Origin of the sequence: Streptomyces sp. 8N616 (assembly GCF_052246385.1) — a bacterium.
Lineage (GTDB): Bacteria > Actinomycetota > Actinomycetes > Streptomycetales > Streptomycetaceae > Streptomyces.
The window spans coordinates 48,333-62,661 of the sequence record NZ_JBQQBY010000046.1 but is presented as its reverse complement, the minus strand read 5'-3'; the positions used below and the strand labels follow the sequence as shown (position 1 = coordinate 62,661).

12 protein-coding genes are annotated in these 14,329 nt (G+C 70.4%); 7 read left to right on the top strand and 5 right to left on the bottom strand.

All coding sequences use genetic code 11. The features are described from left to right. Positions 1-371: 371 nt before the first annotated feature. Positions 372-1,154 (bottom strand): class I SAM-dependent methyltransferase, encoded by a 783-nt coding sequence (locus tag ACTWQC_RS31500; RefSeq protein WP_443319250.1) that lies wholly within the window; start codon positions 1,152-1,154, stop codon positions 372-374. Positions 1,155-1,479: 325 nt separating this feature from the next. Here ACTWQC_RS31500 and ACTWQC_RS31495 point away from each other — a divergent pair, with 325 nt between their 5' ends. The 7 genes from ACTWQC_RS31495 to ACTWQC_RS31465 all read left to right on the top strand — a co-directional run bounded on the left by ACTWQC_RS31495 (position 1,480) and on the right by ACTWQC_RS31465 (position 8,259). Further along, positions 1,480-2,652 carry a sensor histidine kinase gene (locus tag ACTWQC_RS31495; RefSeq protein WP_443319259.1) on the top strand — a complete coding sequence of 391 codons (1,173 nt, stop codon included), beginning with the start codon at positions 1,480-1,482 and terminating at the stop codon, positions 2,650-2,652. Next, entirely contained in the window at positions 2,649-3,308 is a 660-nt protein-coding gene (locus ACTWQC_RS31490; RefSeq protein ID WP_443319249.1) for a response regulator, read from the top strand. The genes ACTWQC_RS31495 and ACTWQC_RS31490 overlap by 4 nt, the downstream gene beginning before the upstream one ends. Positions 3,309-3,440: 132 nt before the next feature. After that, on the top strand, positions 3,441-4,346 hold the full coding sequence (locus ACTWQC_RS31485) for a LysR family transcriptional regulator (protein WP_443319258.1): 906 nt from the start codon (positions 3,441-3,443) through the stop codon (positions 4,344-4,346). A gap of 153 nt (positions 4,347-4,499) precedes the next feature. Then, entirely contained in the window at positions 4,500-5,669 is a 1,170-nt protein-coding gene (locus ACTWQC_RS31480; protein WP_443319257.1) for a CaiB/BaiF CoA transferase family protein, read from the top strand. Between the two features lie 44 nt (positions 5,670-5,713). After that, on the top strand, positions 5,714-6,484 hold the full coding sequence (locus tag ACTWQC_RS31475; RefSeq protein WP_443319248.1) for a crotonase/enoyl-CoA hydratase family protein: 771 nt from the start codon (positions 5,714-5,716) through the stop codon (positions 6,482-6,484). A gap of 47 nt (positions 6,485-6,531) precedes the next feature. Further along, on the top strand, positions 6,532-7,269 hold the full coding sequence (locus tag ACTWQC_RS31470; protein ID WP_443319247.1) for an acetoacetate decarboxylase: 738 nt from the start codon (positions 6,532-6,534) through the stop codon (positions 7,267-7,269). 33 nt (positions 7,270-7,302) lie between these two features. Beyond that, positions 7,303-8,259: a 3-hydroxyacyl-CoA dehydrogenase NAD-binding domain-containing protein gene (locus ACTWQC_RS31465; protein WP_443319246.1), complete on the top strand. Its 957-nt coding sequence runs from the start codon at positions 7,303-7,305 to the stop codon at positions 8,257-8,259. 21 nt (positions 8,260-8,280) lie between these two features. Here ACTWQC_RS31465 and ACTWQC_RS31460 read toward each other — a convergent pair whose 3' ends face one another. Genes ACTWQC_RS31460 through ACTWQC_RS31445 form a run of 4 tightly spaced genes read right to left on the bottom strand, consistent with a single transcriptional unit; the run spans position 8,281 to position 14,312 of the window. Further along, on the bottom strand, positions 8,281-9,528 hold the full coding sequence (locus ACTWQC_RS31460; RefSeq protein ID WP_443319245.1) for a PucR family transcriptional regulator: 1,248 nt from the start codon (positions 9,526-9,528) through the stop codon (positions 8,281-8,283). A 26-nt stretch (positions 9,529-9,554) separates the two neighbouring features. Further along, positions 9,555-10,970, bottom strand: coding sequence for a phytoene desaturase family protein (locus ACTWQC_RS31455; RefSeq protein WP_443319244.1), 1,416 nt, complete (start codon positions 10,968-10,970; stop codon positions 9,555-9,557). Then, a complete protein-coding gene (locus tag ACTWQC_RS31450; protein ID WP_443319242.1) occupies positions 10,963-12,732 on the bottom strand; it encodes a DUF3556 domain-containing protein in 1,770 nt (589 codons plus the stop codon). Before ACTWQC_RS31450 ends, ACTWQC_RS31455 begins: the two co-directional genes overlap by 8 nt. 47 nt (positions 12,733-12,779) lie before the next feature. After that, on the bottom strand, positions 12,780-14,312 hold the full coding sequence (locus ACTWQC_RS31445) for a class I adenylate-forming enzyme family protein (RefSeq protein WP_443319241.1): 1,533 nt from the start codon (positions 14,310-14,312) through the stop codon (positions 12,780-12,782). Positions 14,313-14,329 lie beyond the last annotated feature (17 nt).

The following is a 14,329-nucleotide window of genomic DNA, read 5'->3' as shown; positions in this document are numbered from 1 at the left end:
AACGAGGGCCTCCTGTGGACCGGTGAGAGATGTCGCAATCCACACCGAAACCAGAAGGCCCTCGCCCCATTCAAGGACCACTCAAGGCGTGTCGTCTGTCACCAACGTCCCCGGACAACACACCTAGCCCCTAGTCCTTGGCCCCTACCGCACCGGCAGCGGCTGCTTCTCCCGGGAGAGGCAGCCGCTGCGGTTCGTCCGGCGTGCGGTGTGACGCCTGGTACGCGCGCCAACCGCCGTAGGCCGTGATGTGCGGAGCGGTCGCTGCCGAAGCTGCGCCGCGTGGGTCAGAGGCTCGTGGCGGCGCGGAGCTAGGCGTTCCTTCCGGATCCGGCTGGGCTCGCGGTCCGGCCTGATCCGAGGGAGGGACCCTAGCCGTCCTTGCCGTGTGTGACGCGGATCTTGGACTGGCCGTGCGGCAGTTTCTCCCAGTCGTCCATGAAGCAAGCCGTCAAACCGTATTTGGCGGCCAGCGCGAGAAGGGTCTCGGTGCGGTAGTAGAAGTCCTCCCTCAGGACCTGGTGCTCCTTGCCCTCGGTGCGGTCGAAGGTGAAGTCGAACCAGCCGCCCGGTGCCAGTACACGGCCGATGTTGGCCAGACACTCCTCGATCACCGGCAGCGGGGAGTGCGAGAAGACGCTGTGCGCGTGCACCACGTCGAAGCGGGACTCCGGCAGGAACCGCAGCGTGAGGTCGCGTACCGGTGTCAGGGTGGGCAGCCGGTCCTGGAGTCCCTGACGCACCAGCGTGTCCTGCGCGGCCGCGAGTATGTCGGGCGAGATGTCGACGCCGTAGTAGTGCCCCGGTTGCAGGTACTCGATGAACCGCCAGCCTGCGCGCAGATTGCCGCAGCCGATCTCCAGCATCCGGTGCTCGGGGCGCAGCCCGTGGCCGAGCAGATACTCGAACTGCATCGCCCCCAGCGCCAGCCAGCTCTCGCGGGTGCGGCTGCCGACCGCGGCGTCCGGGTCGGCGCGCGTGTCGGAGCGCATGACCGCGCGGTAGTAGGCGATGTGATCCGGCGACCGGTAGCGCAGCCACATGTCCCGGGTGGCGCGGCTCAGATAGCCCGGCACGCGCTCGGGGTGGCGCAGCGCATAGGCGACGCGGTGTCCGAGGGAGGCGCGGTTGACTTCGATGTTCCTTGCAGGCATTGCGGGCTTTCCTCCGTAGGGCGCGGACGACCGTCTTCTGGCTCTCCATGCAGCTTCGGTGCCCGACGGGCGTCCTCGTTCGGCCGGGCGGCTACGGTGCGGGGACCCTCCGGGCTACGCCCGAAGTCAGCCGATCGGATGATGCGCCGGGCCGGCCGCCCCCTTAGGACTGGTGTGGGAAGGCCGGGCGAGGTGATGGGGAATCAGTGGTGCGGCACGGTATGCGGATGCAACGGCGGTCGGGCGTCCTGTGACGGCGACCGGAAGCACATCCGCGGCGGACGGCGGGCAGGCGGACCCTGACGCGCGGTGGCTGACCGCGGTCATGGACGCGGCGTTCGTCCTGCTGCTGGGCGGCTCGCTCGTCCGCTTTCTGACCCGTGACGCAGGGGACAACCGCACCGGGTGGATCCTGGCCCTGTTCCTCGTCTTCGGGGTCCTCTACCTGCTCGGACGGTTCTGGGCGCCCGCGCCGCGGCGCGGCGGGCGCCCCACCACGCGGTACCTGCTCTGGCTGGGCGCGGTCCTCGCCGTCTGGGTCGTGCTGCTCGCCCTCGTGCCGAGCGCCACGTGGTGCGCGATGCCGCTGCTGTTCACGGGCCTGCACAACCTGCCGGTGCGTACCGCGGTGCCACTGGCGGCCGGGCTCACCGCCCTCGTGGTCGCCTCCGAAGTGCGGGTGTCCACCGGCGTGTTCAACCCGAACCTGGTGATCGCCCCGGTCGCCATCGGAGCGGTCGCCACGGCCGTCCTGGTCCACAGCCGGCGCCAGACGGCCCGCCAGCGTCTCCTGATCGACGACTTGTTCCGGGCCCGCCGTGAGCTGGCCGTCGCCGAGCGGCAGGCGGGCATCCTGGCAGAGCGCCAACGACTGTCGGCGGAGATCCATGACACGCTGGCGCAGAGCCTGTCCAGCCAGCAGATGCTGCTGCAGGCCGCGGAGCGCCTCTGGCACACCTCGCCGGAAGCCGCCCGCGGGCATGTGCGCGACGCGGCCGAGATCGCGGCACGCGGTCTCGCCGAGGCCCGCCGGTTCGTCCGTGACCTGGCCCCGCCCGACCTCGCCGAAAGCACCCTCGTCCCCGCCCTGCGTGCGCTCGCCGAGCGGGAGGACCGTCCGGGGCTGGCCGTGGCCTTCCGGCTGGACGGCACCCCCGGCGCCCTGCCCGAGCGGGTCGGGACGGCACTGCTGCGCGTGGCCCAGGGGGCTTTGGCCAATGTACGCGAACACGCCCACGCGACACGGGCCGCACTCACTCTGACCTGCGTGGACGATCGGATCGCCGTGGACATCGCCGACGACGGCCGCGGTTTCGACGTGCGCCGCACACCTCGCCCCGGACCAGGGCGTACGCGGGGACACGGTCTGCCGGCCATGCGTCTGCGGGCACGGCAGGCGGGCGGAACGCTCACCGTCGAGTCCGCACCGGGCGAGGGCACCACCGTCACGGTGTCGGTCCCCCTCGCCCCGGACAGCGCGGGAAAGGACACGCCGTGAGACCTGCCGAACCCGCCCCCGCCGTCCGGCTGCTGCTCTGCGACGACCACGCCGTGGTGCGCGCCGGACTGCGCGCGCTGCTGTCCAGCACCGACGGAATCGAGGTGGTCGGCGAGGCGGGCAGCGGGGAGGAAGCGCTGGCCATGGCCGCGCGCCTTCGTCCGGACGTGGTGCTGATGGACCTGCAACTCGGCTCCGGCATGGACGGGGTCACGGCCACCCGCCACCTGACCGCCACCGGAAACCCACCGGACCTGCCCACCCCGCGTGTGCTGGTCCTCACCATGTTCGACACCGACGCCGACATCGCTCGCGCCGTCGAGGCGGGCGCCACCGGCTACCTGCTCAAGGCCGAGCGGCCGGCGGAGCTGTTCGCGGCGATCCGGGACGCCGCGGCCGGGCGTACCACGCTCTCGGCATCGGTCGCCGACCACGTGGTGTCGCGGATGCGCAGCCCGGGCCCCTCCCTCTCCGAACGCGAGCGCGACATCCTCGGGCAGCTGGCCCGCGGCATCGGCAACCGGGAGATCGCCCGTGCCCTGTTCATCAGCGAGGCCACCGTTAAGACCCATCTGGGCCGTATCTACCGGAAGTTGGGCGTGGACACCCGGGCGGGCGCCGTGGCGATGGCCACGCGACACCGCATACTGCCGTGACAAGGCAATCCGGCACCCGGTTGCGGGCGCTCCTCGCGGCGCGGAGCCCCGCAGCGAGCCGAAGCACTGCCGTAGGGCAGACCGGGCGGCAGACCGGGCGGTAGGTCCGGTAGGTAGGGTGACCGCGTGGAGATGTTGCACCTGCGGTACTTCGTTGCTGTTGCCGAAGAGCTCAACTTCTCGCAGGCGGCGCGCAAGCTCCACATGGCGGCCTCCCCCCTGAGCCAGCGGATCAAGGATCTCGAACGCGAGCTGGGTCACGAGCTGTTCGAGCGGACCACGCACCGCGTAGAGCTGACACCGGCTGGTACGGCGCTGCTGCCGCTGGCGCGCGATGTTCTCGAGCGCGTCAACGCGATCCCCTGGAGGCTGCGCGAGGCCGTCCGGCCCCGGCGCAACACGGAGTTCATCGGCATGCCGGCCGGGGTGCACCCGTATCTGCGGGACCGGGTCCGTCTGCTCGAGAGCGCCAGCCGTGAGGCGTTCGAGCTCAAGCGCTGGCCCGGTACGTCGGCGGACCTGGTCACCGCCGTGCACGACGGAAGGCTGGCGCTCACGCTGGCGCGGCTGCCGGTCTCGGATCCGGCACTCGAGATCATCGAGGTCATGACGGAGCGCCTCGGCGCCGCCGTCCCGGCCGACCGGTTCTCCGGCCGGGAGTCGGTCGCGCTGGATGATCTGGTCAACCTGTCCTATGTGGCCACACCCAATGACGCCACCCCGGCATATTTCGACGAAATCGATGCCCGGCTGAATTCAGCCGGAGTCAGGAAGAGAATTCGGACCAACACGGCCGACTATTCCGGCGTCTCCGAACTGATCTCCGGTGGCATCGCCTTCTCGATGACGATGCTCTCCCCGGAGAGCCCGATGCACCTCTACCGGTTGGACAACGTCGTCGTCTTGCCCGTCGCGGACTTCCAACCCGCCCTCGTCACCGGCCTGTTGTACCGCAAGGACCGGGCCCGTGGCGGAGCGGACCTCGAAGGTCTCGTCGCGCAGGCCCGGGAGATATTCGGGGAAGCGATTTCCGTCTGAATCAGTCCCGTTCGGCGCTACCCCGAATGACGGCAATGGCATGACCGCTGTGGTCATGCCATTGTTCGTTACATGATCATTCCCTGTTCTACTACTCGCGACTAGCTTCAATGATGAACAAACGCAGTGAAGAGCCGCGAGAGCAGGGAGAAGATGATGGACCGTACCGCCGAGGCAACCACAGGGCCGTTGGACGGCGTCCGGGTGATCGACCTGTCGACGGTGGTGATGGGCCCCTACGCCGCGCAGATCCTGGGCGACCTCGGCGCGGACGTGATCAAGATCGAGTCGCCGTCGGACACCGTACGGCTGGGCCCCTACCGCAACACCCGTGGAATGACGCCGCTCAACCTCAACGTCAACCGCAACAAGCGCAGCGTGGCCCTGAATCTGAAGGACGGGACCGAGCGCGGGCGGGCACTGGAGCTGATCGACACCGCTGACGTGCTGATCACCAACATGCGTCCCGGCGCGCTGGCCCGCCTCGGACTCGGCTATCCCGAGGTCGCCGCGCGTAACCCCGGTCTGGTCTACGCCCACGCGCAGGGCTTCCGCAGCGACTCCGACCGGGCCGGGAACGCCGCGTACGACGAGACGGTGCAGGCCGCATCGGGCCTGGTGGACGTCGCGAACCGGGCGATCGGCAGGCCGGTCTTCCTGCCGACGATCCTCGGCGACAAGGTCTCCGCGCTGACCATCGTCTACTCGGTTCTCGCCGCGCTGCTGCACCGGGACAGGACGGGCACCGGCCAGCACGTCGAGATCCCGATGACCGACACGCTCATCGCCTTCAACCTCGTCGAGCACCTGTCCGGCCATGTCTTCGAACCCCCGGTGGGATCCACCGGGTTCCCGCTGTCGATGGCCAAGGGTCACCGAGCCGTGCCCACCAGGGACGGTCTCGCCTGCGTCATCCCCTACGGCCCGCAGAACTTCCGCGACTTCTTCGCCGCCGCGGGCCGCCCCGACCTCGCCGAGGATCCGCGCGTCAACGGCGAGGCGATCGCCGACGCCGACGTCGACGGGCTCATGGATCTCGTCGAGGAGTGCTCGCCGTCCCTGACCACCGAGGAGTGGGAGCGGGTCTGCGCCGAGCACAGCATCCCGATGGCGTCGGTGCTGGAACTGGACCGGGCGGGCGAGGACCCGTACGTCCAGGAAGGGCACTTGCTCGACGTGGTCGAGCACCCGACGGAGGGCGCGATCCGTACGGTGGGCATCCCGCTGCGTTTCTCCGCCACTCCCGGCTCGATACGGCGGCTCGCCCCGCTGCCCGGCCAGCACACCGAAGAGGTCTTCGGCGAACTCGCCACCCAGCGCTGATCCAAGAACCGGCCGCAGAACGACGGAAGAGCGAAGGACCCCTCATGAACCATGCCGCGGAGGTGCGGACCGAGACGTTCGGTACGTCCCTGCTCATCACCATCGACCGGCCCGCAGCGCGCAACGCGGTCAACGCGGCCGTCGCCACCGGCCTGGCCGCCGCCCTGGACGAGTTGGAGACGGACCCGGCCCTGCGTGCCGGTGTCCTGACCGGCGCCCAGGGCACCTTCAGCGCCGGAATGGACCTCAAGGCCGCACTGGCCGGGGAATCGCCGGAGATCCCGGGTCGCGGGTTCGGCGGGCTGACCCAGGCCGAGACCACCAAGCCGCTGATCGCCGCGGTCGAGGGCTGGGCGATGGGAGGCGGCTTCGAACTGGCCCTGAGCTGCGACCTCATCGTGGCCGCGGAGGACGCCGCGTTCGGCCTGCCGGAGGCCAAGCGCGGTCTGATCGCGGCCGGCGGCGGGGTGATCCGGCTGCCCAAACGGATCCCGCACCACCTCGCCATGGAGCTGCTGCTCACCGGCGAGCCGATCTCCGGTGAGCGTGCCGGGGCGCTCGGCATCGCCAACCGGGTCGTGCCCGCAGGCGAAGCCACCGCGACGGCACTGCAGTTGGCCGAGCAGCTCGCGGCGAACGCTCCCCTCGCGCTCGCCGCCGTGAAGAAGATCGTCCGCGTCGCGGACGGAGCACCCGAGTCCCAGGCGTTCGCCGCGCAGGCGCGCGAGATGGCCGCGCTGACGGCCTCCGCTGACGTGCGGGAGGGCATGACCGCCTTCGCCGAGCGCCGTACCCCGGTCTGGCAGGGCAAGTAGGCCCCAGGAAGGCCCAGTAAGCCAGGTAGGCCAAGGAAGAAGAGATCATGAAGCTACGAGACGTGCCCCGGCACATCGCGACCCCGCTGGTGAACCCGGCGTACCCGCCTGTCGTGCCGCAGTTCACCAACCGTGAGTACCTCAACATCGTCTACCGCACCGACGCCGACGCCCTGCGCGCGGTGGTGCCCGAGCCGCTGGAGATCGACGAACCGCTGGTGCGCTTCGAGGTCATGCGGATGGGCGACGTCACCGGATACGGGCCCTACACCGAGGCCGGCCAGGCGATCGAGGTCCGCTACGAGGGCGAGCGGGGCGAGTACCTCCACGCCATGTATCTGGACAACTTCCCGGCCACCGCCTCCGGCCGCGAAGCCAGTGCGTACCCCAAGACCGTCGGTTCACCCGCCCTGTACGCGGACCACGGCGCGCTCGTCGGCGTCCTCGACTACGGCACCCTTCGCGTGGCGACCGCGACGATGGGCTACAAGCACTACGCCATGGACGCCCAAGAGGCGGAGGCGCAGATCGCAGTGCCGACGTACATGCTCAAGCTGGTCCCCGGGTTCGACGGCGCGCCGCAGGTGGCACAGCTGGTGCGGAGCGAGATCACCGATGTCGTGGTCAAGGAGGCCTGGACCGGCCCGGCACGGCTCCAGCTGTTCGCGCATGTGCTCGCTCCCCTGGCCGACCTGCCCGTGCGCGAGGTCGTCTCCGCGAGCCATGTCCTCACCGACCTCACGCTGTCCCCGGTCAAGCCCGTGCACGACTACCTCGCGCGCTGAAGCCACACACAAGACGCAGAAAGAAGTCCTCTCATGAGTGAGTCGTTCACCACCGCGGCCGTGGTCGGCGCCGGGACCATCGGGCTGTCATGGACCGCGCTCTTCGCCGCCCACGGTATGGACGTCCGGGTCACCGACCCGCGCCCGGACCTCGCCGAGGCGGTCGGCACGGCACTGGCCGAGTCGGCACCGCAGCTGGCGGGGCAGGGCCTGGATGTCCGGGACATGGCCGACCGGGTGCACCTGGCCTCCGACGTCACCGAGGCCGTACGAAACGCCGACATCGTCCAGGAGAACGGTCCGGAGAACCTCGGATTCAAACGGGAGCTGTTCGCCACCCTGGTGCGCGAGGCCCCTGCCCACGCACTTCTGCTGAGTTCGTCCTCGGCGATCCCCGCCACGGCGTTCACCACTGAACTCCAGTACGCCGGCCGCATCCTGATCGGCCACCCGTTCAACCCGCCGCACCTGGTGCCGCTGGTGGAAGTGGTGCCCGGCGAGCGCACGGACGAGGAATCCGTGGCCCGGGCCGTGGACTTCTACCGCTCCGTCGGCCGGATCCCGGTCGTGGAGCGCAAGGAGATTCCCGGCTTCGTCGGCAACCGCCTGCAGAACGCGCTGAGCCGCGAGGCCGTCTACCTGGTCGAGCAGGGCGTGATCTCCCCGGCCGAGCTGGACACCGTCGTGGTGAACTCGCTCGGGCTGCGCTGGTCGACGGTGGGACCGTTCCTCGGCGCACATCTGGGCGGAGGCCCCGGCGGCTACCGGCACATGGCCGAGCACATCGGCGCGTCGATGAAGGGCATGTGGGATTCGCTCGGCCAGCCCGAGCAGGGCCCCGAGCAGACCGAACGGCTGATCGCAGCCGTGGAGAGCGCGTACGGGTCCCGCTCCTACGCCGAACTCACCCAGGAGCGCGACCGCAAGCAGCTCGCCGTGCTGTCCGCTGTGGACCACACGTCCAAGGACGGCGAGGAGCCCCCGTCGTAACCGGCGCCTTTCGTCGAAGGCTCACCCGGGAGCCCGGCGCAGGACGGTGGCGCCGTGCCAGCGGCAGACGGACAGGGCGAGTTGGAGCTCGAAGGCGTTGTCCTCCACCAGGACCCCGTACTTCTCGACGGCCTGCTGGACGCGGTAGTGGACCGTGTTGCGATGCACCGTGAGCTGTTCGGCCGTCGCCGTATAGCTGCGGTTGGTGACGAGGAAGACCCGCAGAGTCTCGCGCAGGGACTGCCGCCAGGGATCGTCCACCGCCAGGCCACCGAGGGTGTCGGCGACGAAGTCGGCCAGCTCGGCGGGCTCGTCGGCCAGCAGGGCCACGGGCGCCACCTGAGCGAAGGAGACCGCCCGGGGCGCGGCGCCGCCCGCCGCCAGCGCGAGGGCCTTCGCCCGCGAAGCGCCGCGGATGCTGCGGCGGAAGCCGTCAAGTCCGGGGCGGGCGTTGCCGATGGCGACCCGCACCGGCAGCTTCGCGCGGTTCAGTTCCGCCGCCACCCCGTCGGGGTCCGCTGTCGTGCCGGCCTTCACCGGGAACCAGATGCGCACGTCCGTCTCGTCGGTGGGTACGAGCAGAGGCACGCCCTGCGCGTGGAAGGTCCGCTGCAGCAGGGAGCTCAGGCGCTCGAGGATCCCCATGGCCTCGACGGCGCCGACCGGCCGGCTGACCCACCCCTCCACGGCGAGGTGGGTCCCGGCCATGCGGTAGCCCAGGACGGTCTCGGCCTGGGCAACGTTGGGGGAGGGGCCGTGCAGAAGCTGGGTGACCCAGTGCTGGCGCAGCGCGCCGCGGCTGCTCACCCAGCGCTCGCGTTCGTCCTCATAGGCGCGGGCGACCTGTTCGGAGACCTGGTCGACGTACGCCGCGGAGAGGCCGATCAGCGCGATGACCGTGTCCGTGGCGTCCCGGCCCAGCAGCCGCCTGGTCTCGTCGAGGGCCATCTCCATGAACTGCGCCTGGCCCAGACGGTAGGCGCGCAGCAGGGCCGACAGGGGGACGTCGCGCTGCGCGAGGCGGCGGGCGTAGGAGATGGCGGACGGCGGCGCGTCCACGCTGCGCGGGTCGATGCCGTTGCTCAGAATGTGCAGGCCCGTGACCATGTTCTCGGTGATGCTCGCGTGGAGCAGGCTGTGCAGCCGCTCGTCGTGGTGGAGTACCGCGATCTCCTTCTCGGTGTCCACGACGAGCTTCGCGACGAACTCGTCGCGGTGGGGCAGGAGGGTCTGCGCCACCCGGGCTATCGGGTCCTGGGGAGTGCTCACCTCTGCGCTCCTCTCCCGCACGAGTCTCACCGGCTGAGAGACCGTAGCGCGGACCGCGCGGCGTTGTAACCGCACAGCCCGTGGGCTCCGGGACCGGGCGGGGTGGCCGCCGAGCACAGATAGACGCCGGGGATACCGGTGCTGTACGGGTCGAGGGCCGGCCGTGGGGGCAGCGCCGCCTGGAGCGCCGTCTTGGCTCCCGTGACGATGTCGCCTCCGACGTAGTTCGGGTTGTACCGGGGGAACTCCGTGGTCGAGCGGACGAACCGGCCGACGATCCTGTCCCGGAAGCCCGGCGCGAACCGTTCGATCTGGTCGAGCACGGCGTCCGTGGCGTCCCCGCGGTAGCCGTGCGGGACATGGGCGTACGCGTAGACCGGGTGGACGTCACCGGCCGAGCGCCCGGGGTCGGCCAGGTACTGCTGGCAGACCAGGACGAACGGGCGCTCCGGCATCCGGCCCCGGCTGATCTGCGCCTCCGTGTCGACGACCTCCTCCAGGGTGCCGCCGAGGTGCACGGTGCCGGCCAGGCGGCAGGCGTCGTTGGTCCACGGCACCCCGCCCTCGACGGCCAGGTCCACCTTGTAGGCCCCGGGGCCGTGCCGCCAGCGCGCGTAGGCCCGCCGGACGCGCCCGGGCAGCCGGTCCCCGGCGATGGAGACGACGGCGCCCGGGGCGAGGTCGAGCATGACGATCCGGGCCGGGGGCAGTTCGTCGAGGGAGCGCACCCGCACCCCCGTCTCGACGCTGCCGCCGAGCTCCTTGAGCTTCGCGGCCAGCGCGTCGGTGATCGCCCGGGAGCCGCCGCGGGCCACCGCCCAGCCGTACCGGTGCCCGGCCGCGATGAGCATGAGCCCGATGGCCGGGCTCATGGGGCGGGTCAGCGGGTGGAAGGCGTGCGCCGCCACCCCCGCGAACAGCGCGCGGGCCTCGTCGGTCCGCCAGCGGCGGGCGAGCAGGGTGGCCGGCGGGATCGACCGCAGGCCGAACCGGGCGAGCCGGAACGGGTGGCGGGGCACGTGCGCCAGAGGCCGCATGACGTCCTCGGCCAGCGCGTCGTAGCCGGAGGCCAGCGGGCCGAACAGGCGGCGCCAGGCCGGGCCGTCCGAACCGAGCCGGGCCTCGGTCTCCTCGATCGAGCGGACCATCACCCCGGCGGCGCCGGAGTCCAGCGGATGCGCCAGGTCGACCTCGGGGAACAGCCACTCCAGGCCGTACCTGTCCAGACCCAGGGAGTCCAGGAACGGCGATCCGACCGCCATGGGGTGCACTGCAGAGCAGTGGTCGTGCAGCACCCCGGGCACGGTCAACTCGCTGGTCCTGGTGCCGCCGCCGATCTCCTCGGCCGCTTCCAGGACGGTGACCGCCACCCCCTGCTCGGCCAGGGCGACGGCGGAGGCCAGCCCGTTGGGACCGGCCCCCACCACGATCGCGTCACTCATGCGCCGCCGCCACCTGCGCGCCCGCGGGCCGTGGGCCGCCGTCGACGGCGTGGACGGGGATCGTCGCATCGCCGTCGGCCAGCCAGGGCTGCCGGGCGACCATCTCCTTGACGTCCACAAGTCCCTCCTCGATCAGGCCGGTTGCGGCATCCATGATGCGGTAGTGCTGGTGCCGGCGCTGAATGGGCTGCGATTCCAGGACGATGACGCGCAGCTCGCCCTCCTGGAAACCGCAGCGTTCCTGGACGGCCTCCAGCAGCTGCTCGTTGTGGAGGTGGCCCTCGCCGAAGTTCCAGCCCAGCACTCCGCCCGCCACATACTCGCCGTCGCGCAGGTCGTACGCCTCCGTGTCGTCCAGGGCGCGGGGGAGCAGGCCGTTGAGCGCCCGGCCGTGGGTGTGCATCGAACGCCAGGCCATGCCCTTGTGCAGCATCAGATCGGCGAGGTCCTCGCCGTAGAGCGTGACGAGCTGGTCCTTGGCCATGCCGGCGGCCTTGGTGATGTGCGCGTTGAGCTTCTGCTCGGTCCCCTTGCGGAAGCACCAGGTGCTGGTCGGCCAGTTCCCGGCGTAGTAGCGCATCGACGGCAGGAACGACACCAGGTGCGGCTTGACGTTGCCCAGTGCCGGAACGGCGACGGCGCACACCAGCAACAGGGCGGCCAGGAGCGGGGACTCCAGCGAGGACACCCCGACTTCGGCGTAGTGGCCGAAGAGGAACACCGCCGAGAAGACGAAGAAGACATTCCACTCCAGCGGGACGCCCATGGGGAAGGTCGACAGGATGTGGAGGTGGAAGACGACCATGATCGTCAGCGCGGCGGTCGTGGTGAGGCCCCCGTGGGAGAACAGCAGCACCAGGGGCACCGTGTACTCGATGACCGTGCCCGAGTGGGCAGCGAAGGCCGACAGCTTGGAGGGGCGCAGGTCGTCCGGGAAGTCGCGGTACAACTTGCGCTTGATCCACTTGACCCGCTGCAGCGGACTGTTGCTGATCATGATGGCCACCACGAAGGGGAAGTGGCGGTTGAGCTTGGAGGTCGCCGCGCCCCACCACAGGGCCAGCATCACCAGCTTGAGCCCGACGATCATGTCGATGAACGGGAAGAAGAACACCAGCAGCGTCAGCCCGTAGTGCTCACCGCGGGCGGCGAGGAAGACGGTCTTGTCACGCAGCCCGAGCAGCGCCAGGGAGACGACCAGCGGAACCAGACGGACCGGTTCGATCAGACCCACGGCGTTCTCCCGGGGCACGGGCCCTGCGGTCCCCGGGGAGCAGAGCAGCCACACGGCCGAGGCGATGACGGCCGCGTACAGCGCCACGTCGACCGCCGTACGGCGCGTGCCCCGGGTGAGAGGCACCCTGCCGGGCCACGGGGGGAGCCGGACGGTGCCGGGCCGCAGCCAGTGCAGAAAGGCGCAGACCGGCGGTACGAAGCGCAGGGTCAGCGGTCCGGATCCGCAGCCGAGGCCGAGCACCTCGTACAGCAGTGTCCAGATCACGACCTTCTGGTAGACGATCGGTTCGGTCCACCAGGACGCGACGTCACCGAGCGATCCGAGCCCGGGGGTCGCCGCGGTGACGGCCAGGCCGCCCAGCACATAACCCAGGATCTTGAGGACGTAGAGGACGTACACCGCCCCCGGAGTGCCGAAGCCGTTCTCGGCCCAGTGCTGGGCCAGTGGGCGGATGCGCTGCAGATACGGCCGCGAGCGCCATTCCTTGAGGTCGAAGTCGGCCAGATTGGGCGTGATGAATCCCATGACGAACCTTCATTTCTCGCCCGAGGGCTGGAAGAAGAGGAGGCGGCTCAGGCGGCCGGGGACGCGGAGGAGGTCAGCACCGTCCGGAGAGCGGGCTTGTCGATCTTTCCCACGGGGTTCTTGGGCAGGGTCTCCCGTACGATGACGCGGTCGGGGAGCTTGAAGCGGGACAGCGAGCCGCGGCAGTGCCCGAGGAGGTCCTCCGTGGTGACGGCCGCGTCCGGACGCAGTGCGACGAAGGCCACGGGCACCTCTCCGAGCACCTCGTGCGCGTCCCCGACGACCGCGGCCTCGAACACCCCCGGGTGGCCGTAGAGCACCGACTCGATCTCCTTGGGGTAGATGTTCTCCCCACCGCGGATGATCAGGTCCTTGATGCGGTCGACGAGCACCAGATAGCCGTCCTCGTCGAATCGGCCGACGTCGCCGGTGTGGAGCCAGCCGTCGACGACCGTACGGGCGGTCTCCTCGGGCTTGTTGAGGTAGCCGCGCATCACATTGGGGCCGCGGAGAACGACTTCACCGATGGACCCCTGGGGCAGCAGCCGGCCCGAGGAATCCATGATGGCGACCTCCTGGCCCGGCATGGGCAGACCCACCGTTCCGGGTTTGCGCAGGCCATCGATGGGATTCACCGTTGACGCGCAGGTGCCCTCCGACAGGCCGTAGCCCTCCACGACCGGGATCCCGTAGCGGCTCTCGAACCGTTCGATGAGCTCGGCCGGCATCGGCGCGGCCCCGCACGCCGCGGAACGGACGGAAGAGGTGTCGGGCCGCTCCGACTCGGGAAGCGCTGCCAGCATCGCGTAGATCGCCGGTACGGCCGAGAAGCGGGTCGGCCGTACGGCCTCGATGGTCCGGAAGAACGTCTCGGCCTTGAAGCGGCCGGAGATGGTGACCCTGCCGCCCGCGAGCAGCGGCGACAGCACGCTGACGACGATGCCGTTGACGTGGAAGAGGGGGAGGATGAGCAGACTGTGGTCGTCTTCGCCGAGTTGCGACACCTCGATCATCATCGTCGACATCGCCGAGAGATTGGCGTGGGAGAGCATGACGCCCTTGGGCTTTCCGGTCGTGCCGCTCGTGTAGATCAGCAGGGCCAGCGCATCGCGTTCGTATGGTGTCGCATCGGGCCGGGCGTCGGCCTCGTCCACCTCGCCGGCCTCGCCCGCCTCGGCCGCGGGATTGAGGGGGCCTCCGGCTTCTGCGGCCCTGCGAAGATCGGCCGCATCGACCGTATCCGCGGTCAGAGCCGGGCAGCCGTCCTGGACGATGACGAGCTTGGCGGCGGCGTCGGCGAGCTGATACTCGGCCTCGGCGGCGGTCAGCGCCGGATTCACCGGGGTCACCGCCGCCCCCAGCCGCCACGCCGCGAAGAGCGTCACCACCAATTCGACGCGATTGGACAGCATCACCGCCACCACATCGCCGCTCCCGATCCCGCGCTCCCGCAAACACGCCGCGGTCGCCTTGACCCACGCCAGGAAGCCGGCATTGCCCAGGCGCACCGAATCGTCGGCGACGCTCGGGGCATCGGGGCTCTGCGCTGCACGTACATCGGGCAGCTCCGCAAAGTGCATGTCGTCCTCCACCACAG

Coding starts and splice junctions, on each gene's coding strand:
- ACTWQC_RS31500 (WP_443319250.1), bottom strand. CDS start 1,154: ATGCCTGCAAGGAACATCGAAGTCAACCGCGCCTCCCTCGGACACCGC.
- ACTWQC_RS31495 (WP_443319259.1), top strand. CDS start 1,480: ATGGACGCGGCGTTCGTCCTGCTGCTGGGCGGCTCGCTCGTCCGCTTT.
- ACTWQC_RS31485 (WP_443319258.1), top strand. CDS start 3,441: ATGTTGCACCTGCGGTACTTCGTTGCTGTTGCCGAAGAGCTCAACTTC.
- ACTWQC_RS31480 (WP_443319257.1), top strand. CDS start 4,500: ATGATGGACCGTACCGCCGAGGCAACCACAGGGCCGTTGGACGGCGTC.
- ACTWQC_RS31475 (WP_443319248.1), top strand. CDS start 5,714: ATGAACCATGCCGCGGAGGTGCGGACCGAGACGTTCGGTACGTCCCTG.
- ACTWQC_RS31470 (WP_443319247.1), top strand. CDS start 6,532: ATGAAGCTACGAGACGTGCCCCGGCACATCGCGACCCCGCTGGTGAAC.
- ACTWQC_RS31465 (WP_443319246.1), top strand. CDS start 7,303: ATGAGTGAGTCGTTCACCACCGCGGCCGTGGTCGGCGCCGGGACCATC.
- ACTWQC_RS31455 (WP_443319244.1), bottom strand. CDS start 10,970: ATGAGTGACGCGATCGTGGTGGGGGCCGGTCCCAACGGGCTGGCCTCC.
- ACTWQC_RS31450 (WP_443319242.1), bottom strand. CDS start 12,732: ATGGGATTCATCACGCCCAATCTGGCCGACTTCGACCTCAAGGAATGG.
- ACTWQC_RS31445 (WP_443319241.1), bottom strand. CDS start 14,312: ATGCACTTTGCGGAGCTGCCCGATGTACGTGCAGCGCAGAGCCCCGAT.